The 17967-nt window shown below is 59.4% G+C and carries 19 protein-coding genes; 11 read left to right on the top strand and 8 right to left on the bottom strand.

Annotated features, from left to right (window positions below):
* Positions 1 to 149: 149 nt before the first annotated feature.
* Genes HDC32_RS09085 through HDC32_RS09105 form a run of 5 tightly spaced genes read left to right on the top strand, consistent with a single transcriptional unit; the run spans position 150 to position 4958 of the window.
* Complete coding sequence (locus tag HDC32_RS09085) at positions 150 to 1529, top strand: iron-containing redox enzyme family protein (protein ID WP_260403587.1); 1380 nt, start codon at positions 150 to 152, stop codon at positions 1527 to 1529.
* A 12-nt stretch (positions 1530 to 1541) separates the two neighbouring features.
* The gene (locus tag HDC32_RS09090; RefSeq protein WP_131698638.1) at positions 1542 to 1856 is read left to right on the top strand and encodes a Rieske 2Fe-2S domain-containing protein; all 315 of its coding nucleotides are present in this window, start codon (positions 1542 to 1544) and stop codon (positions 1854 to 1856) included.
* Between the two features lie 8 nt (positions 1857 to 1864).
* Positions 1865 to 3046 carry an MFS transporter gene (locus tag HDC32_RS09095; protein ID WP_145336996.1) on the top strand — a complete coding sequence of 394 codons (1182 nt, stop codon included), beginning with the start codon at positions 1865 to 1867 and terminating at the stop codon, positions 3044 to 3046.
* A gap of 3 nt (positions 3047 to 3049) precedes the next feature.
* On the top strand, positions 3050 to 4276 hold the full coding sequence (locus tag HDC32_RS09100) for an ATP-grasp domain-containing protein (protein WP_205885925.1): 1227 nt from the start codon (positions 3050 to 3052) through the stop codon (positions 4274 to 4276).
* A 4-nt stretch (positions 4277 to 4280) separates the two neighbouring features.
* Positions 4281 to 4958 carry a phenylalanine--tRNA ligase beta subunit-related protein gene (locus HDC32_RS09105; RefSeq protein ID WP_131698640.1) on the top strand — a complete coding sequence of 226 codons (678 nt, stop codon included), beginning with the start codon at positions 4281 to 4283 and terminating at the stop codon, positions 4956 to 4958.
* Positions 4959 to 4996: 38 nt separating this feature from the next.
* Here the strand turns inward: HDC32_RS09105 and HDC32_RS09110 are convergent, their stop codons facing one another.
* From HDC32_RS09110 to HDC32_RS09125, 4 genes are all read right to left on the bottom strand, one after another.
* Positions 4997 to 5413, bottom strand: coding sequence for an Lrp/AsnC family transcriptional regulator (locus HDC32_RS09110; protein WP_027603763.1), 417 nt, complete (start codon positions 5411 to 5413; stop codon positions 4997 to 4999).
* Positions 5414 to 5481: 68 nt separating this feature from the next.
* Positions 5482 to 6357, bottom strand: a complete 876-nt coding sequence (locus HDC32_RS09115; RefSeq protein WP_131698641.1) for a carboxylate/amino acid/amine transporter — start codon at positions 6355 to 6357, stop codon at positions 5482 to 5484.
* 203 nt (positions 6358 to 6560) lie between these two features.
* A complete protein-coding gene (locus HDC32_RS09120) occupies positions 6561 to 7160 on the bottom strand; it encodes an FMN-dependent NADH-azoreductase (protein WP_131698642.1) in 600 nt (199 codons plus the stop codon).
* 151 nt (positions 7161 to 7311) lie between these two features.
* Positions 7312 to 7626: a 3-phosphoglycerate kinase gene (locus tag HDC32_RS09125; protein ID WP_131698643.1), complete on the bottom strand. Its 315-nt coding sequence runs from the start codon at positions 7624 to 7626 to the stop codon at positions 7312 to 7314.
* A 49-nt stretch (positions 7627 to 7675) separates the two neighbouring features.
* On the opposite strand from HDC32_RS09125, the gene HDC32_RS09130 reads away from it, so the two are divergent.
* The 5 genes from HDC32_RS09130 (at position 7676) to aqpZ (ending at position 12826) form a co-directional block, all read left to right on the top strand.
* On the top strand, positions 7676 to 8599 hold the full coding sequence (locus HDC32_RS09130) for a LysR family transcriptional regulator (RefSeq protein WP_065946860.1): 924 nt from the start codon (positions 7676 to 7678) through the stop codon (positions 8597 to 8599).
* A 14-nt stretch (positions 8600 to 8613) separates the two neighbouring features.
* Positions 8614 to 9417, top strand: coding sequence for an alpha/beta fold hydrolase (locus tag HDC32_RS09135; protein WP_184743615.1), 804 nt, complete (start codon positions 8614 to 8616; stop codon positions 9415 to 9417).
* 3 nt (positions 9418 to 9420) lie between these two features.
* A complete protein-coding gene (locus HDC32_RS09140) occupies positions 9421 to 9984 on the top strand; it encodes a peptidylprolyl isomerase (protein ID WP_032879982.1) in 564 nt (187 codons plus the stop codon).
* An 82-nt stretch (positions 9985 to 10066) separates the two neighbouring features.
* The gene (locus tag HDC32_RS09145; protein WP_131698646.1) at positions 10067 to 11899 is read left to right on the top strand and encodes an ABC transporter ATP-binding protein; all 1833 of its coding nucleotides are present in this window, start codon (positions 10067 to 10069) and stop codon (positions 11897 to 11899) included.
* Between the two features lie 225 nt (positions 11900 to 12124).
* Positions 12125 to 12826, top strand: a complete 702-nt coding sequence (gene aqpZ / locus HDC32_RS09150; RefSeq protein WP_184743617.1) for an aquaporin Z — start codon at positions 12125 to 12127, stop codon at positions 12824 to 12826.
* A gap of 59 nt (positions 12827 to 12885) precedes the next feature.
* On the opposite strand, the gene HDC32_RS09155 is transcribed toward aqpZ, so the two are convergent.
* The gene (locus HDC32_RS09155; protein WP_145337001.1) at positions 12886 to 14010 is read right to left on the bottom strand and encodes a GNAT family N-acetyltransferase; all 1125 of its coding nucleotides are present in this window, start codon (positions 14008 to 14010) and stop codon (positions 12886 to 12888) included.
* 283 nt (positions 14011 to 14293) lie between these two features.
* Here HDC32_RS09155 and HDC32_RS09160 point away from each other — a divergent pair, with 283 nt between their 5' ends.
* Complete coding sequence (locus HDC32_RS09160; RefSeq protein ID WP_131698649.1) at positions 14294 to 15637, top strand: putative porin; 1344 nt, start codon at positions 14294 to 14296, stop codon at positions 15635 to 15637.
* Positions 15638 to 15743: 106 nt separating this feature from the next.
* On the opposite strand, the gene HDC32_RS09165 is transcribed toward HDC32_RS09160, so the two are convergent.
* The 3 genes from HDC32_RS09165 to HDC32_RS09175 are packed head-to-tail and all read right to left on the bottom strand — an operon-like array spanning position 15744 to position 17736.
* Complete coding sequence (locus HDC32_RS09165) at positions 15744 to 15989, bottom strand: anti-sigma factor (protein WP_131698650.1); 246 nt, start codon at positions 15987 to 15989, stop codon at positions 15744 to 15746.
* Positions 15983 to 16597, bottom strand: a complete 615-nt coding sequence (locus HDC32_RS09170) for an RNA polymerase sigma factor (RefSeq protein WP_131698651.1) — start codon at positions 16595 to 16597, stop codon at positions 15983 to 15985. The genes HDC32_RS09165 and HDC32_RS09170 overlap by 7 nt, the downstream gene beginning before the upstream one ends.
* 17 nt (positions 16598 to 16614) lie before the next feature.
* On the bottom strand, positions 16615 to 17736 hold the full coding sequence (locus HDC32_RS09175) for a beta-ketoacyl-ACP synthase III (RefSeq protein WP_184743619.1): 1122 nt from the start codon (positions 17734 to 17736) through the stop codon (positions 16615 to 16617).
* Between the last annotated feature and the right edge of the window lie 231 nt (positions 17737 to 17967).

Genomic DNA, 17967 nt, shown 5'->3' on the forward strand with positions numbered 1-17967 from the left:
GATTATTCAACCGACTTACCCCATAAAGAAAATTCTTCCTATACCTTTAGTGAATTTCACTACTTGCGCGCACTATTTCTAATCTGTTTTAAAAAAAACCAACGCCTTAGCATCTGGCCATCAAACAACGCCAGCAAAAGGCCCACCTCATGTTATGGACAACTCAGCTTTCCGATAATGCAGCAGACTTTGTATTAAGCTCGAATGCCGAAGCATTGACCCAATATTGTGGTGCTGGCGCCTTTGCTCAACCCTGCGACTTTTATACCCAAAGCCCCTACCAGCGACCTTCGCGGCCGCAGGACGTAACCGATTCAATCATCACCACCTGCCTGACCAGCGACCAGCTTTCAAACAGTCAGCATCTATTGGCGCAACGGTTGTTATTGAATATCTACGAGCAAGACCTGGTCTTCTTGCCCAAGCCGCCATTGGAACTGGACTTCAAGGCGTTCAAGCGCTTCTATGATCCGCAGCATGCGGCCAGTGGCAAAAAGATCCGCCCGTTGCTGGAACACTACCTGTACAACTGGCTCAAGGAAGAAGTGCATATCAACGGCCCTTGGTGCCTGGACTCTTTTATCGCCCACACCGATAAAGTATTGGATGACGTCGCCCAGTCCGAATCCAAACTCCATGAAGTGCTGACCACCAGCCGCCACCCCGAACGTGCCGCCAGGTTTTTCATGACGCAATGCGCAGGAGACTTCCTCAGTGAAGCGTCGGCCATGGCCCGCAACGTGCTGGGTAACAGCGGCGTGTACACCAGCGAATTGTTCAAGATCCTGATCGACGAGTACGGCTACGGCGTCGACAAAAAGAAACACAGCACCATTTTTGAAGACATGCTCCAGGACATGGGCATGTCCCATCACGTGCACCATTACTGGCAGTTCTATACCCCGGCGTCGCTGTCGCTGACCAACTACTTCCACTACGTATCGGCCAACCATGGCGAGCTGTTCCGCTATATCGGCGCCATGTACTACACCGAAGCCACATTGGCCCTGACGACCAAGCACCAGTCACGCGCGATCAAGACCATCTTCAACGGCAGCGTCTCCACGGACTATTTCGATGAGCATGCCCACATCGATGTGCACCACGGAAGAATGGCCCTCCAGCGCCTGATCATTCCCATGATCAAGCAGTTCGGCACCAAGATCATCCCCGACCTTATTCGCGGCTTTGAAGAGTTCAGGCTGCTTCAGGACATCGCCGACGAAGAGTTGTATGCCCATATCAAATGGCATGACGCGTTCGATGAGCATCGGGCACAGGCAGCGGCGCTCCAGGGCCACAAACCCGTGGACCTGAGGATTACCGAGCCTGAACACGAGTTGTCGGTGCTGCATACCCACCCGAATGACGAACTGTTCTGGGTCGAATCAGGCGAGCTGGAGTTTGTCGCCAGCCCCGAACTGACGGTGCGCCTCAAGGCCGGCGAAGGCGTGGTGATTCCCAAGGGAATGCTGCATGGCACCCGCATCACCAGCCCGTCCTGCACGTACACCGTCACCGCCATCTGAGTGGGCAACCCAATGAAAGCCATCAGCCTGAATCTCAACCACGCCAACTATGTGGCCGTGGAGGAAAGAACCTACTTTCTCAAGCGTCATGCGTATTCGACGCAATTGCTGCCCACCGCGTGCCCCCATCGTGGCGGCCCGCTGCATATGGGCGAAGTGACAGGCGACGGCCAAAGTGTGATCTGTCCCTGGCACGACAACGCCTACAAGGTCTGCAACCTGGAAAAAAAGGCGCTGCCCACTGTGCGCGTCAGAAACCAGATAAGCACCGTCGTCGGCGACACCGAGCGCTGTGTGCCGCTGCTTAAAATCTCCCGTTACGACTGATGAAGCCCATGAATACTAAATCGACACTGACCGCGTTCTATTCAATCGTGACCCTCTTCACCGGCCTCGACATGGCGATTGTCATCGCGATGGTCTGGTTCGGCCTGGAGACCACCGGCTCAACATTCCTGGTCGGCGCCACCTTGTGCGTGGCGACTGTAGTGCCGTATTTATGCGAGCAATACATCGGCCGGTTCTTTACCATTGAACTCAGCCTGAAACGGCTGCTGTACATTCGCCTGGCGGCCTTCGCCGCGGTACTGGGGCTGTCGTTTACCCAGGCCGCCCTGCTACCGATCGGCTTCCTGGCCATCGCGTTCGTGGTGGGCGTCACCGACTACTTCACCATCAGCACCCTGGAATCGAAAAATACCAAGCTGGTGCTGGCCGGCCTCACCGACAGCGATACCTGCGCGCGGTTGATGCAAACCTCCATACAGATCGGTGCCTTCGGCGGTGCGCTCCTGGGCGGGTTGATCGTGGATGTGTTTTCGGTCAACCAGACGCTGCAGATCATCAGCCTGGCGGCGATTCTCTCGCTCGCGGCCATCCTCCTGGTGGCCGACAACCCCAACGAGCACGCCGCCGAACAGGCCACAGGGCCCTCCACTGCGCGTCCGCTGGACCTGCCGCGCAACCTCTACATCCTGATCATCGTGTTGAGCATGATCGGTTTCCATATCGGCGCGTTCAACAGCCTGGTGCCCATCGTTTTTCAAAAGCTCAATGAGTGGAATGCCACCCTGTTTGGCGTCGCCAGTGGCCTGGCAGGCCTGGGCGCCTTCAGCGCCGCCGTGTTGCCGCGCATCAAGCTCAACAGCTACGGGGCCATCGCGCTGGTGATACTGGCGGACGTGGCAATCGTCTACTTCCAGAACCTCTACGTGATGATGGCCGCGGCCTTCCTGCTGGGTTTTTGCATCAACAGCCTGCGGATCCAGTTGCGTAAAACCCTGATCGAGTCGGCGCCCAACGCCCGGGTAGCTGACGTGATCGCGGCCAAAAGTTCGCTCTACTACCTGCTGGTCAGTGGCTCGGCACCTATGATCCTGACGTTCTTCACCACCTCCGGATTTCTCGGACTCGAAGGCGCCCGCCTGTTGATGGTCGTCTCCGCCGGCCTGTTGGCCACCGCCGTACTGGCGTGGAACCTGACCCCGGCCGCCGCGCCCACCGCCACCACGGAATAAGGAATGCACGACGTGAAAACCGTACTGATCGTTGACCCGTTCTCCACGGGCAAACTCTACGCGCCCTTGCTCAATGCGCAGGGCATACGGTGCATCGCCGTGATCTCCACACGCGCCTTGCCTGAACACTTCACCAACGACCTGATCACAGAAAACTTCCATGAGGTGTATGCCTGGGAAGAGAGCCTGTTGATCACCCTGGAAACCTTGTCACCGAGCGCCGTGATCGCCGGTTGCGAAACCGCGATCTACCTCACGGACTACCTGACGGAGCTGCTCGACATCCCAGGCAACAGTCGTATCACCAGCGACCTGCGGCGCAACAAGTTCTCAATGCAGCAGGCGCTGAAAAAATACCAGTTGGCTCACATCGATTCGCACCTGCTGAGCTCACCGAGCCGCATCGGTGAAGTGCTGGCCAAACTCGACGAGGCGGCCACCTATGTGGTCAAGCCGCTGAACTCGGCCGCCACCGAAGGGGTGGTGTTTGCCCGGGGCAAGCGCGAAGTGGAGACCGCCTTGAAAAACGCGGCCTGGCAGCAGAAAAACGACCTGGGCGAAGTCAACCTCGGTTTTATCGTGCAGTCGTTCATCGCGGGACCGGAGTACGTGGTGGATATGGTCGCCTTTGACGGCACCTACATCGTTGCCAGCGTCTGCAAGTACACCAAGATCCAGAAGAACGGCAGCATGTTTGTCTACGAAAGCCTCGACACCCTCGACCCTCGGGCTGCAGAACTGCAACCGCTGACCGATTACGCCCGCCAGGCGGCAGCGGCCCTGGGCGTGCGGGTGGGGCCGATTCACATGGAAATCATCTGGTCTGAGGCCGGGCCGGTGATGATCGAGGCCGGCGGTCGCTTGCACGGGGGCATCGCGCCCCTGCTGTTCCAGCAGGTGTATCACCCCGACTTGCTGTCACTGTCGATCGACAGCTACCTCGGCCACCCACGCCCCCAGGCCGATGCGGTCAGCCAGATCAGCCATGGCCGGATCGGTTTTTTCTGCTCCGATGAACGCCATACCTTCGATCTTCCCTCACCCCAGGCCATACAAAGCGCCCAGGCAGACGAGGCCTATTGCGGGCACCGTTATTTCATCAGCGCCGGCGATACCACGCCGGTCACGATCGACTTCGCCACCTGTCCGGGGCTGTTCTGGCTGCAAAGTCCTTCGGCGCAGCAACTGGACGTCAGTACCGTCAACCTGCGAAAAACACTGTGGGGCTAAGGTTATGAAAAGTCGTTTGATCATCAGAAAGTCAGCCTGTGAGCTGGGCATCAATAATGCGTGCGCCGCCGTTATCGAAGACATCACCGTCTCGGATGACCAGAGCTTCGTCGGGGTACTGCAAAGTAACCTGAACCACGTGGCCTCGCGCCTTAACGAGCTGGACTCGAACGTCGTGTACGAAGGGTTTGCCAGGCAGCTCAAAAAACTCGGCTATGAAAATACCGTCAGTGCCAACGAAAAGCTGCTGCGACGCTTCATCGCCAAAGGCGTGTATCCCATCAACAACATCGTCGACGCCTATAACGCGGTCGCGATCCGGCATGGGGTCAGCATTGGCGTGCACACCTATCATCAGAAGGACGACATCTACGTGATGCGCTCGGATAAGCCGAGGGTGCTACGCCCACTGTTCGCCAAGAAGGCCATCACGATTCCCGTTGGCGATATCGTCTATACCTGCGGTGATGTGCCGTTGGCGAGCATCGGCAAGGTGGATGCCGATGCCCATGACTTCCGGCTGACGAAAGACTCGTCGAGGTTGTTGGTGGTGATCCTGGGGCATGACGACACATCGTTCCAATTCAACCAGGCGGTCATCGAAGAACTCGTGGACACCCTGCGTCAGAAAATGCCGAACCTGAGCCATCATTTTCTTGAAACCGTTCGCGATCACGCCTGAAGCATAGGTCCAGCAGATAGGGCTATTGTGGCCGGCGCCTAACGCCAGGCCTTCAGCACGGGATTGACCACGACTTCTTTCACATGCTCGATCTTCAGCAGGCTGTCCTTGAAGACCATCAGTTCTTCAAAGCTCCTGTACCGAACGTCGAGCATCATGTCCACGTCGCCAAACAGTGAATAGGCATGCACCACCTGGCTGAACTGCTGGATCTTCGGAAACACCAGATGGCAATTGCTGCCATTGAGCGTCAGCATCAGGAACGCCGCTTGCAGGGTCTCATCGCCCTCCGCGACGTTGATGGTGAAGCCCAGGATGATGCCTTTTTCAATCAGCTTTTGAACGCGCGACTCCACGGCGGTTCGAGACTTGTGAACTTGCCGCGCCAATTGCGCAAGGCTGACTCGGGAGTCATCCTTCAAGGCTGCAATGATCAGTTCATCAATCTTGTCCACTCTGCCGCCCCCACACCGTTCTTTTCGATAGCAGACTTTCATTGCCGCTCACGCATGCCCTTGGCCCATTACGTCGCAGACTGTACGCCAGGCGCTGGCTTTACGCCCAATCGACTTATCCACACCGCCCCCAGAATCACCAAACCACCCAAGGCCAGGCGGCCCAGCGGCTCATGCTGGTTCCAGATCAGCAGGTTCAGCAACAATCCTACCGGCACATGCAGGTTGTTCATCACCGCCAGGGTTCCGCCATGCACCAGGCAGGCGCCCTTGTTCCACCAGTAAATGCCCAGGGCAGTGCTGACCAGCCCGAGGAACAGCAGGACACCCCATTGCAGTGGCGCTTGCGGCAAGAAGTCAGCCTTGCCGAACAACAGGAATGCCGGCAGCACCACCAGTAACGCGCCGAGGTAGAAGTAACCGAAGCGCCGGTAGTGCGGCAGGTTGCTCGGGTAGCGTGCCACCAGGTGCTTGTACATCACTTGCCCCGCGGCGTAGGTGAAGTTAGCCAGTTGCAGCAGCAAGAAACCCATCAGGAAGTGCGAGGTGATCTGGTCGAAGCGAATCACCGCCGCCCCCGCTACTGCCACCAGAGCAGCAACCAGTGCCCACGGGTTGAAGCGCCGGTTGAGTGCGTCTTCGATCAGGGTCACGTGCAACGGCGTGAGGATGGTGAACAGCAGCACCTCCGGCACCGTGAGTACACGAAAGCTCAGGTACAGGCACACATAGGTCACGCCAAACTGCAGCGCGCCGATCACCAGCAGGCCGCGCATAAAGGCAGGTTCGACCGAGCGCCAGCGGGTCAGCGGGATAAATACCAGCCCGGCCAGCACTACACGCACCAGCACCGCGAAGTAGCTGTCGACGTGACCGGCGAGGTATTCGCCGATCAAGCTGAAGGAAAATGCCTGAATCAGGGTGACAACCAGTAGATAGCCCATGTACGCCTCGCATCGAATGGGCGGGACATTAAAGGTTTTCGGCGATTGAAGAAACTCGAGGCAAAAAAAACCCGACCTCGCTAAAGCGGCAGTCGGGCAGGAGCACTCAGGAGCAACAAGTGCAAAGGGAGGTTCGTTACGCGTACTTGAAGGGTTTGCGTGGCACTAGATAAACACCGTGCGATTATCTGACGATTAAAGGATCAAGCGACCTGGGCCAACAGCGCCTTGGCGTGGTTGATGCCCTTTTCCTGAAAGTCGCCACTCAGGTTCACCCCTTCGGCGTGAATGAACGTGACGTCGTGGATACCGATAAAAGCCATGACCTGGCGCAGGTAGGGTTCCTGGTGATCGGAAGTGGCGCCGGTGTGAATACCGCCGCGAGCGGTCAACACAATGGCACGCTTGCCGTTCAACAAACCTTGCGGTCCGGTGGGGGTGTACTTGAAGGTCACACCCGCTCGCAACACGTGATCCAGCCAGGCCTTGAGGGTGCTGGGGATGGCGAAGTTGTACATCGGCGCAGCCATCACCAGCACGTCGGCGGCCAGCAGTTCGTCGGTCAATTCGTTGGAGCGGTCGAGGGAGGCCTGTTCGTTACCGTTGCGCTGATCCGCCGGTTTCATCCAGCCGCCGAGCAGGTTGGCGTCCAGGTGCGGAACCGGGTTGAGCGCCACGTCACGCACAGTGATCCGATCCGTCGGGTGGGCGGCCTGCCATTGGCTGATGAACTGCTGGGTCAGTTGACGGGAGATCGAATCCTGCTGGCGGGCACTGCTTTCGATGATCAGGACATTGGACATGGCTTCGTAGGCTCCATCTGTAATTGCTGTAAGTCGATGGAGTGGAGATTAGACAGAGCCAATTCGATAAAAAAGCGCAAAAAACTGCTATAACCCATCTATAAATTTGTTTATAAGCGGAGTATTCCTGTGGACATGCTCCGCTGCCGCTTTATTTTGGCGTGCAGGCCAACGCGATACGCATCTTGATAATGGCGCGGTTGAACTTGACCGTGGTGTTGGTGCTTTTTCCCGCCGGCACCGAAACCGTGCGGCGACGTGGAGATTCCGGGCCGTTGGTGAACGTTACCGAACACACGGCGTCCTGGGTGCCGTAGTTATTCAGCTGGATCGAGCTGATATCGCCGTCCACGTCGGAAGCGGTGTAATCGATGCTCACGCCGTCGATCTTTTTCGTCACGTCGATGGGGTAGGCAAACGCGCTCATCGGCAGCAGCGTCAGCAACACACAACAGAATTTTCTCATTCGGCAGTCTCCAATAGGGACCGCCAGCTTAGGACAAGAGGAACACATCTTGAAAGCGCCCCGCGTTACCCTCGATCAATGGCGCACGCTGCAAGCCGTCGTCGACCACGGCGGCTTCGCCCAGGCAGCGGAAGCGCTGCACCGTTCGCAGTCCTCGGTGAGCTACACCGTGGCCCGTATGCAAGACCAACTCGGCGTGCCGCTGCTGCGCATCGACGGGCGCAAGGCGGTACTCACCGACGCCGGTGAAGTGCTGCTGCGCCGCTCCCGGCAACTGGTGAAAAACGCCAGCCAGCTGGAAGACCTCGCCCACCACATGGAACAGGGCTGGGAAGCCGAAGTGCGGTTGGTCGTCGATGCGGCCTACCCCAACGCGCGCCTGGTGCGCGCGCTCACCGCGTTCATGCCGCAGAGCCGTGGTTGCCGGGTGCGTTTGCGTGAAGAGGTGCTGTCCGGCGTCGAAGAGCTGTTGATGGAAGGCGTGGCCGACCTGGCGATTTGCGGCTTCAGCATCCCCGGCTACCTGGGCACCGAAATGAGCGACGTGGAGTTCGTCGCCGTGGCCCACCCCGAGCACGCCTTGCACCGCATGAACCGCGAGCTGAGCTTCCAGGACCTGGAAAGCCAGATGCAGGTGGTGATCCGCGACTCCGGCCGCCAGCAACCCCGGGATGTGGGCTGGCTCGGCGCCGAACAACGCTGGACCGTCGGCAGTCTCGCCACCGCCGCCGCCTTTGTCGGCAGCGGCCTGGGCTTTGCCTGGCTGCCACGACACATGATCGAGCGCGAACTCGCCGAAGGTGTGCTCAAGCAGCTACCCTTGGAACAGGGCGGCAGCCGCCACCCTACGTTCTACCTGTATTCAAACAAGGACAAACCCTTGGGGCCGGCAACGCAGATCCTCGTGGAGCTGCTGCGCACCTTTGACACCGCCCCCCTGGACGCGCCTTTCGCCGCCCCCCAGCAAGCCTGAAACGGAGTTCATGCATGGCCTGGTTCGACCATGAAGGCTGCAGCCTGCACTACGAGGAATATGGCCACGGCACGCCGCTGATCCTGATCCACGGCCTGGGCTCCAGCAGCCAGGATTGGGAGCTGCAGGTGCCGGTACTGGCTCTGCACTACCGCCTGATCGTGGTGGATGTGCGCGGCCATGGGCGCTCCGACAAACCTCGGGAGCGCTACAGCATCGAAGGGTTCACCTACGACCTGATTGCGCTGATCGAACACCTGGACCTGCCGCCTGCCCATGTGGTGGGCTTGTCCATGGGCGGCATGATCGCGTTCCAACTGGCGGTTGACGAACCTGGCCGGGTCAAGAGCCTGTGCATCGTCAACAGCGCGCCGCAGGTGAAGGTGCGCACAGCCCAGGAATACGGGTGGTGGGCCAAGCGCTGGACGCTCGCCCGTGTACTTAGCCTGGCCACCATCGGCAAGGCACTCGGTGCCCGCCTCTTCCCCAAGCCGGATCAGGCCGACCTGCGCCGCAAGATGGCCGAACGCTGGGCAAAAAACGACAAACGTGCTTATCTCGCCAGCTTCGATGCGATTGTGGGCTGGGGCGTACAGGAACGACTTTCGAGGATTACCTGTCCAACCCTAGTCATCAGCGCCGACCATGACTACACCCCCGTGGCCCAGAAAGAAAACTATGTAAAACTGCTGCCCGATGCGCGACTGGTGGTGATTGAAGATTCCCGCCATGCCACGCCCTTGGACCAACCCGAAGTCTTTAATACCACCCTGCTCGATTTTCTAAAGACAGTCGAAACCACTACCCAGGATCACTGACCCATGCTGAAAAAAATCGCCTTCTTTGCCGGTTCCGTTCTGTTCGCTGCCAACCTGATGGCCGCCGAGCCTGCCAAGGCGCCACACGTATTGATCTCCACCACCAACGGCGACATTGAAATCGAACTGGACCCGGTCAAGGCGCCGATCAGTACCAAGAACTTCCTGGCCTATGTCGACAAAGGCTTCTACACCAACACGATTTTCCACCGCGTGATCCCGGGCTTCATGGTCCAGGGTGGCGGGTTCACCCAGCAGATGTCGCAAAAGCCGACCGAAGCGCCGATCAAGAACGAAGCCAGCAACGGCCTGCATAACGTACGTGGCACCCTGTCCATGGCACGCACCAATGACCCGAACTCGGCCACCAGCCAGTTCTTCATCAACGTGGCTGACAACGCCTTCCTCGACCCGGGTCGCGATGCCGGTTATGCCGTGTTCGCCAAAGTGGTCAAGGGCATGGATGTGGTCGACATCATCGTCAACTCCCAGACCACCACCAAACAAGGCATGCAAAACGTGCCAATCGATCCTGTCCTGATCAAGTCGGCCAAACGCATCGACTGAGGTCTGCAGGTAGCTCCGCGCGCGGCCCACAAGGCTGCGCGCGCATTTGAAAGGAGAGCCCGCCAGGCGGGCGTCAACCCTAATGCTCTATCGTCGTTTTGAACAACTGATCGATATTTTCCGCGACGCACCCAGCGCCGCCCCTCCCGACAAAGTCCTGCCCTTCTACCTCTACTACCTGCGCCAGGTGTGGCCCTGTTTTGCCGCACTGCTGGTGGTGGGCCTGGTCGGTGCGCTGATCGAAGTCGCGCTGTTCAGCTACCTGAGCCGTATCATCGACCTGGCCCAGGGCACACCGCCCGCTGACTTCTTCCAGATCCACAGCACCGAGCTGATCTGGATGGCCGTGGTCGCCTTGCTGCTGCGCCCGATTTTCAATGGCCTGCATGACCTGCTGGTGCACCAGACCATCAACCCCGGCATGACCAGCCTGATTCGCTGGCAGAACCACAGCTACGTGCTCAAGCAGAGCCTGAATTTCTTCCAGAACGATTTCGCCGGGCGCATTGCCCAGCGCATCATGCAAACCGGCAACTCCTTGCGTGACTCTGCGGTGGCAACGGCGGAGGCGATCTGGCATGTATCGATCTACGCCATCACCTCCCTGGTGCTGTTTGCCGAGGCCGATTGGCGACTGATGATTCCGTTGATCACCTGGATCATCTGTTACTGCCTGGCATTGCGTTACTTCGTGCCGCGGGTCAAGGAGCGTTCGGTCATTTCTTCCGAAGCACGTTCCAAACTCATGGGGCGCATCGTCGACGGCTACACCAACATCACCACCTTGAAGCTGTTCGCCCATACGCAGAATGAGCAGGAATACGCCAAGGAAGCGATCATTGAGCAAACCGAAAAAACCCAGCTGGCGGCCCGTGTACTGACCAGCATGGATGCGGTCATCACCGTCCTCAACGGCCTGCTGATCGTCACCACCACCGGCCTCGCCTTGTGGCTGTGGACGCAGTCGCTGATTTCCGTAGGCGCCATCGCCTTGGCGACCGGCCTGGTGATTCGCATCGTCAACATGTCCGGCTGGATCATGTGGGTGGTCAACGGTATTTTCGAAAATATCGGCATCGTGCAGGACGGCCTCAAGACCATCGCCCAACCCCTGGCCGTGGTCGACCGCGACAATGCCCCGCGCCTGACAGTGCCCCATGGCGAAGTACGCTTCGAGCAGGTGGATTTCCACTACGGCAAGAAGAGCGGGATCATTGGCGGCCTGAACCTGAACATCCAGGCCGGTGAAAAGATCGGCCTGATCGGCCCGTCCGGCGCGGGCAAGTCGACCCTGGTCAACCTGCTGCTGCGCCTCTACGACCTGCAAGGCGGACGTATCCTGATCGACGGCCAGAACATCGCCGAGGTGGCCCAGGAAACCCTGCGTGAACAGATCGGCATGATCACCCAGGACACCTCGCTGCTGCACCGCTCGATCCGCGACAACCTGCTGTACGGCAAGCCGGACGCCACCGACGAACAACTCTGGGCGGCCGTGCACAAGGCGCGTGCCGACGAGTTCATCCCGCTGCTGTCGGACTCGGAAGGCCGCACCGGGCTGGACGCCCACGTGGGCGAACGCGGGGTGAAACTCTCCGGTGGGCAGCGTCAACGTATCGCTATCGCCCGTGTACTGCTCAAGGACGCGCCGATCCTGATCATGGACGAAGCCACTTCGGCGCTGGACTCGGAAGTGGAAGCGGCGATCCAGGAAAGCCTGGAAACCCTGATGCAAGGCAAGACGGTGATTGCGATTGCGCACCGGTTGTCGACCATCGCGCGGATGGACCGCCTGGTGGTGCTGGAGAAAGGCCAGATTGCCGAGACGGGCAGCCATGCCGAACTGCTGGCCCATGGCGGGTTGTATGCGCGGTTGTGGCAGCACCAGACCGGGGGGTTTGTCGGCATCGACTGAAGCAAATGTGGGAGGGGGCTTGCTCCCGATATCGGTGGGTCAGTCACCCAATTTTGCGACTGACACTCCGCCATCGGGGGCAAGCCCCCTCCCACATTGGTGGCCTGGATTTGTGTAAAAACCGTGCTGTACTCAGTGCAGTGCCCAGACGGGCGCTGAAGTAAATCTGCAGGGAGCATCACTGATTTACTGATTGGGTAGAGCGATCTATCAAGGACGTGTTGCATGTCTTTGTTCAAGCGTTCAGTCACAGAGGGGTTAGGTACGTTTTGGCTGGTGTTGGGCGGTTGCGGGAGTGCGGTGTTGGCCGCCGCGTTTCCCGCCGTCGGGATCGGATTGTTGGGCGTGGCCCTGGCGTTCGGGCTCACGGTGCTGACCATGGCGGTGGCTATCGGGCACATCAGCGGTTGTCACCTCAACCCGGCGGTATCGGTGGGGCTGGTGGTGGGCGGGAGGTTTCCGGCCAGGGAGTTACCGGCGTACATCATGGCCCAAGTGATCGGCGGGGTAGTCGCCGCCGCATTGTTGTACTTCATCGCCAGCGGCAGGCCGGGCTTTGAACTGGCCGGTGGGCTGGCCTCCAATGGCTATGGCGAGCATTCGCCGGGCGGCTATTCAATGGCAGCGGGGTTGGTCTGTGAGCTGGTGATGACAGCCATGTTCGTGCTGATCATCCTGGGCGCCACCGACCACCGTGCCCCGAAGGGCCTCGCGCCCATCGCCATTGGCCTGGCCCTCACCTTGATCCACCTGATCTCCATCCCCGTGACCAACACCTCGGTCAACCCGGCCCGCAGTACCGGCCCGGCATTGATCGTGGGCGGGTGGGCGATCCAGCAGTTGTGGATGTTCTGGCTCGCGCCGATCCTCGGTGCGGTGGTGGGCGGTGTTGTCTATCGATGGCTGGGCAAGGAGGAGCCGGCCTGAAACGCAACCCCCTACGGATTTGTGCGGTGTTGGATAAGACGGTATCTACGGAGGGCGGCTTATACGTGTCGATAAGGCAGTGCCGCCCTCGCCTCTTCGGCATACGCCGCAATCCCCACCCGCTCGCGCTCGAGGAAATCCTCCACGGCATTCTTCAACCCGGGATGACGCAGGTAGTGCCAGGACCGGGTGATCACCGGTTCAAACCCGCGAATCAATTTGTGCTCACCCTGGGCACCGGCGTCGAAGCGTTGCAAGCCATGGGCGATGGCGTAATCCATGCCCTGGTAGAAGCAGGTTTCGAAATGCAGCCGGTCGAACTCCGCCAGACAGCCCCAGTAACGGCCGTAGAAGCTGTCGCCACCGATCAGGCTGAAGGCCATGGCCACCGGGCGTGTGCCTTGCTTGGCCAGCACCACACGGATCGCCTCGGGCATGCGCTCGGCCAGCAAGCTGAAAAATTCACGGGTCAGGTACGGTGACTGGCGGCGTACCGCATAGGTATTGGCGTAGCAGGCGTAGACAAAATCCCACTGCGCCTCGCTCAGCTCGTGGCCCTGCAACCATTCGAAGTCGATGCCCTGCCCCGCCACCTGTTCGCGTTCCTTGCGCATCTGTTTGCGCTTGCGGGAACTGAGGGCGTCGAGAAAATCCTGGAAGTCACGGTAACCGCGGTTCTGCCAATGAAACTGGCAACCCAGGCGCTGCAACCAGCCCGGCTGCTGGGCTAACGCGTCATCGGCCAAGCCGTCGGTGAAGTTGATATGGGCGCTGGAGAGCCCTTCGATTTCCAGGTAGCCCGGCAGGCTCTTCAGCAGTTCGAAACCATCGTCGGCGCTGGCAGCCAACAGGCGAGGACCGCTGACCGGGCTGAACGGCACGGCCGTCAACAGCTTGGGGTAATAGTCGATGCCGGCGCGCTCACAGGCATCCGCCCAACCATGGTCGAACACATACTCACCATAGGAATGCCACTTGCGATAACAGGGCAATGCCGCCACCAGTCGATCACCCTCCCAGTGCAACAAATGCTCAGGTTGCCAGCCCGAATGCGGTCCGACGCTCCCGCTGTCTTCCAGCGCGCTCAGGAAGGCATGCCTCACGAACGGTTGGGCCTGCGGCACCAGGGCATCCCAGGTATCCGGGGCTATTTCGGACAGGCTCAGCAGGCGTTGCAGCGGCATCGGCATCCTCACTACTTCAGGGCGTGAAAGCCTCGCGAGTATCGCTTATCGCCGGTCCGGGCACACCCCCAAATCGCCCGACAAGGCTCTAAATCAATAGTTCCATTCTTAAATAATTTGTCATCTACATGACATCACTTCGCCACTGCGCCGTCATAAACGATCGTGATACTGACGCCTGTTTTTAGAGCGCCTGGTTCTAGCAGGTGGTTATTTTTCCGTCCGTCATCGGTCGGTCGTGTCCTGGATGGTTTGCCATCCCTCCTCACTTTCGGAGATTGATATGCGTCTTGCTTCCACTAAAACTGCGGCGGTCCTGTGCGGTGGCCTGTTACTGGCCCTGAGCGTTCCGGCCAGCGCTGCAGTCGACGCTAAATTGCTCGACATGCTCAAGGCCAACGGCCAGATCACCGCTTCGCAGTACACCGAACTGCAAAACGAGTTGGCCAAAGACCAGAAAGAACAGCAGATCGCACGGCAAGCTCAACAAGAGACCAACGAACAGATCGCGGCCACCGCGAAGAAAACCAACGAGCTGAGCAGCTTCGACCAGAAGCTGGCCTGGGCCGCCAAGACTCAGTTCAAGGGTGATGTGCGCATGCGTCACGAGACCATCAAGGTCGAAGGCGAAAATGGCGTCACCCGCGCTGGCGTCACCGGCCGTGACAAGGACCGCGAACGGATCCGCGCGCGCCTCGGCGCCTACACCGAAATCAACCGACAGGTGGACACCGGTATTCGTATCGCCACCGGCGGCGGCAGCGATGCGCGCTCCACCAACCAGGACCTGGACGGCTATTTCGATAAAAAATCGATCTGGCTGGACCTCGGCTACATCGACTACCACCCCGACCAGATCAAAAACCTGCACATCATTGGCGGCAAAATGCTGCAGCCCTGGGTCAACATGGGCGATGTGATCTGGGATAGCGACATCAACCCGGAAGGCCTGGCAGTCACCTACAAGTATCCGCTGGGCGGCAACGCCGAGCTGTTCGGTAGCCTGGGCAACTACAACCTCAAGGACAACGTGGACGGTGACGGCGTGCAGTACCGCCATGACCTGCGCCTGACCACCGGCCAGTTGGGGACTCGTTTCTCGGTGACCGACAACCTGAGAATGACCCTGGGCGGCAGCGTCTACGCCTACCAGAACGATGAAGACAGCCGTGCCTCCGGCAGCAGTACCCCGAACGTGCTGGCAACCAACGGTAACACCCCCAACGGCGAGTTCCGCCTGTATGAAGGCTTCGGTCAAGTCGATATCGGCGGCCTGGCGGTCCCCCTGTCGTTGTACGGTCAGTATGTGAAAAACAACGACGCTGTCGACGATGCGGACACTGCCTGGTTGCTGGGTGCCAAGTCCCAGGTGTTCGGTTTCAACCTGGACTACAACTACCGCGACGTGCAGAAAAACGCCGTGGTGGGTGCCTTCACCGATTCGGACTTCGGCGGCGGCTTCACCGGTTCCCGTGGTCACAAGTTCAAAGTCGGCTATGACATCGACAAGAACTTCGCCGTCGGCGCGACCTACTTCCTGACCAAGACCGACACCTACAGCCGTACGCTCGTGAACGGTAGCGCCAAAGCCAACACCTTCCAGCTGGATGCAGAAGCCAAGTTCTAAAGAGAAGTGTTCAAAACCCCGGGCAAGGACGCCCGAGGTGGCTGCAACAGTCTCGCATGGGTGGATCGATCCCCATCATCCGTCCGATCCATCCACGCGAGCCTGCTTATTCCCCGCCTTTCTGATCCTTGAGCCGCTCGGCAGCCAGCCGCTGCGCCAAGGCATCCACATCCTTTACCGGGTCGTCCGGCAAAATCCGCAACGTCGCCTGCATCAGGCGCATCTGGCGGATAAACCGTCGGCAGTTCGGGCAGAACATCAAGTGATGACGCACCAGCAGACGTTCACGAAAGGTCAATTGCCCATCGAGATAGTCACTGGAACGTGCCACTTGTTCTTTACAGGTCAACATTCGCCCGTTTCCTCAAAATGCTCCACCGTGGCGAAGACTTTAAGCCGTGCTCGATGCAACAGCACGCGGACATTGGAGAGTGAGAGCGTCAGAAGATTACAGATCTCCTCCAGCTCCAGCCCCTGCCGTTCACGCAGCACCAGCACGCTGCTTTGCAGTTCGGACAAACTCAGCAACGTGTGCTCCAGGCACTCGCGCAGTTCATCCTCGGTCAGTAAGGCTTCCGGGGTGTCCTGATGCCAGGCATACGGGGCGACGGCCCAGTGGCCATCATCGGGGGAGAATCGGTCATCGCCGATGGTACCGTGGGGCGAAGGCAAATCGTCGAGCAACACTTCCCGGCGATTCTGCTTATAGCGCCCCTTGGCAGCGTTGGCGGTGATGGTCAGCAGCCAGGTCTTGAGACTGGAACGCCCTTCGAACTTGGCCAGGTTGCGCACCACCGACAGCCAGGCGTCCTGCACCACTTCGTCGGCATGGCGCTGGCCGGCGATGGCATACGCCACCGCCCGCATTGCGCTTTGGTACGTGGTGACCAATTCCTTGTAGGCCCGTTGCTCGCCCTTGAGCAGTCGTTCAAGCAGGTGCGCGTCGTCCGCTGCTGCCATTCAAGACCTCGATTGTCTTAACGCTTACGCAGGATCACGCTACCGATCGAATAGCCTGCGCCAAACGAACTGAGTACCGCGACGGCGCCCTTGGGCAGATCGTCCTGGTAGGTGTGAAACGCAATCACCGAACCCGCCGAGCTGGTATTGGCGTAAGTATCGAGGATCACCGGGGCTTCTTCCACCGTGGCTTCGCGGCCCAGCAGTTTCTTCACAATCAGGTGGTTCATGCTCAGGTTGGCCTGGTGCAGCCAAAAGCGCTTCACATCGGCCACGTTCAACTGGTTCTCTTCCAGGTGCACGCCGATCAGATCGGCGACCATCGGGCACACATCGCGGAAGACTTTGCGGCCTTCCTGCACGAACAGTTTGTCGGGCGCACCGATGCCCTCTTCCGCCGCGCGGTTGAGAAAGCCGAAGTTGTTGCGGATGTTATTGGAGAACTTGGTCAGCAGCTTGGTGCTCACCACGTCGAACTGATGCTCGGAGGTCGCCAGGTCGGCGCGCTCGAGGACCACGGCCGTGGCGGCGTCGCCGAAGATAAAGTGACTGTCGCGGTCGCGGAAGTTCAAGTGGCCGGTGCAGACTTCCGGGTTGACCATCAGGATCGCCCGGGCCTGGCCCAGCTGGATGCTGTTGGCGGCGTTCTGGATGCCGAAGGTCGCCGAGGAACACGCCACGTTCATGTCGAAACCGAAGCCTGCGATGCCCAGGGCTTCCTGGACTTCGATGGCGATGGCCGGGTAAGCACGTTGCAGGTTGGAACAGGCGACGATCACGCCGTCGATGTCGGCAGCGGTCTTGCCGGCGCGCTGCAGGGCCTGTTCGGCGGCACCGATGGCCATCTGGCAAAGCACCGACCACTCGTCATTGCTGCGCTCAGGCAGGCGCGGCGCCATGCGCTGCGGGTCGAGGATGCCGTCCTTGTCCATCACAAAGCGGCTCTTGATGCCCGAGGCTTTTTCGATGAACGCAGCGCTCGACTCCGTCAGCGCCTGGACTTCACCGCGCTCGATGGCGGCGGCGTTGTCCGAATTGAACTGGTGCACGTAAGCATTGAAAGACTGCACCAGTTCTTCGTTGCTGATGCTGTTGGCAGGGGTGTAAAGGCCAGTGCCGCTGATGACGACGTTATGCACGATCGTTCCTCTAAATCTGTCAGGCAGATGATATTGGTACCGACGTACCAAACCGTAAGTAGTTCTATTCCGCCCAGCGGACATCAAACTGGCATCGCTTTATTCCATCGCGCCGTGGCTACACACCAGCCCATCACGACGATCCCGGCATTTATAACCGCGAAGTTTGCCACAAACCCTGGGGTTTGGCGCCATATGCCGGACAAACACCCTGATCAAAACGCCATCAAG

The organism is Pseudomonas sp. JAI120 (assembly GCF_014207255.1).
Lineage (GTDB): Bacteria > Pseudomonadota > Gammaproteobacteria > Pseudomonadales > Pseudomonadaceae > Aquipseudomonas.

Excerpts from the sequence above, each read along its gene's own strand:
- HDC32_RS09090 (WP_131698638.1), top strand. The coding sequence starts at position 1,542 with ATGAAAGCCATCAGCCTGAATCTCAACCACGCCAACTATGTGGCCGTG.
- HDC32_RS09160 (WP_131698649.1), top strand. The coding sequence starts at position 14,294 with ATGCGTCTTGCTTCCACTAAAACTGCGGCGGTCCTGTGCGGTGGCCTG.
- HDC32_RS09125 (WP_131698643.1), bottom strand. The coding sequence starts at position 7,626 with ATGAGAAAATTCTGTTGTGTGTTGCTGACGCTGCTGCCGATGAGCGCG.
- HDC32_RS09145 (WP_131698646.1), top strand. The coding sequence starts at position 10,067 with ATGCTCTATCGTCGTTTTGAACAACTGATCGATATTTTCCGCGACGCA.
- HDC32_RS09085 (WP_260403587.1), top strand. The coding sequence starts at position 150 with ATGTTATGGACAACTCAGCTTTCCGATAATGCAGCAGACTTTGTATTA.
- HDC32_RS09100 (WP_205885925.1), top strand. The coding sequence starts at position 3,050 with ATGCACGACGTGAAAACCGTACTGATCGTTGACCCGTTCTCCACGGGC.
- HDC32_RS09105 (WP_131698640.1), top strand. The coding sequence starts at position 4,281 with ATGAAAAGTCGTTTGATCATCAGAAAGTCAGCCTGTGAGCTGGGCATC.
- HDC32_RS09115 (WP_131698641.1), bottom strand. The coding sequence starts at position 6,357 with ATGGGCTATCTACTGGTTGTCACCCTGATTCAGGCATTTTCCTTCAGC.
- HDC32_RS09140 (WP_032879982.1), top strand. The coding sequence starts at position 9,421 with ATGCTGAAAAAAATCGCCTTCTTTGCCGGTTCCGTTCTGTTCGCTGCC.
- HDC32_RS09095 (WP_145336996.1), top strand. The coding sequence starts at position 1,865 with ATGAATACTAAATCGACACTGACCGCGTTCTATTCAATCGTGACCCTC.
- HDC32_RS09165 (WP_131698650.1), bottom strand. The coding sequence starts at position 15,989 with ATGTTGACCTGTAAAGAACAAGTGGCACGTTCCAGTGACTATCTCGAT.
- HDC32_RS09135 (WP_184743615.1), top strand. The coding sequence starts at position 8,614 with ATGGCCTGGTTCGACCATGAAGGCTGCAGCCTGCACTACGAGGAATAT.
- HDC32_RS09120 (WP_131698642.1), bottom strand. The coding sequence starts at position 7,160 with ATGTCCAATGTCCTGATCATCGAAAGCAGTGCCCGCCAGCAGGATTCG.
- aqpZ (WP_184743617.1), top strand. The coding sequence starts at position 12,125 with ATGTCTTTGTTCAAGCGTTCAGTCACAGAGGGGTTAGGTACGTTTTGG.
- HDC32_RS09155 (WP_145337001.1), bottom strand. The coding sequence starts at position 14,010 with ATGCCGCTGCAACGCCTGCTGAGCCTGTCCGAAATAGCCCCGGATACC.
- HDC32_RS09170 (WP_131698651.1), bottom strand. The coding sequence starts at position 16,597 with ATGGCAGCAGCGGACGACGCGCACCTGCTTGAACGACTGCTCAAGGGC.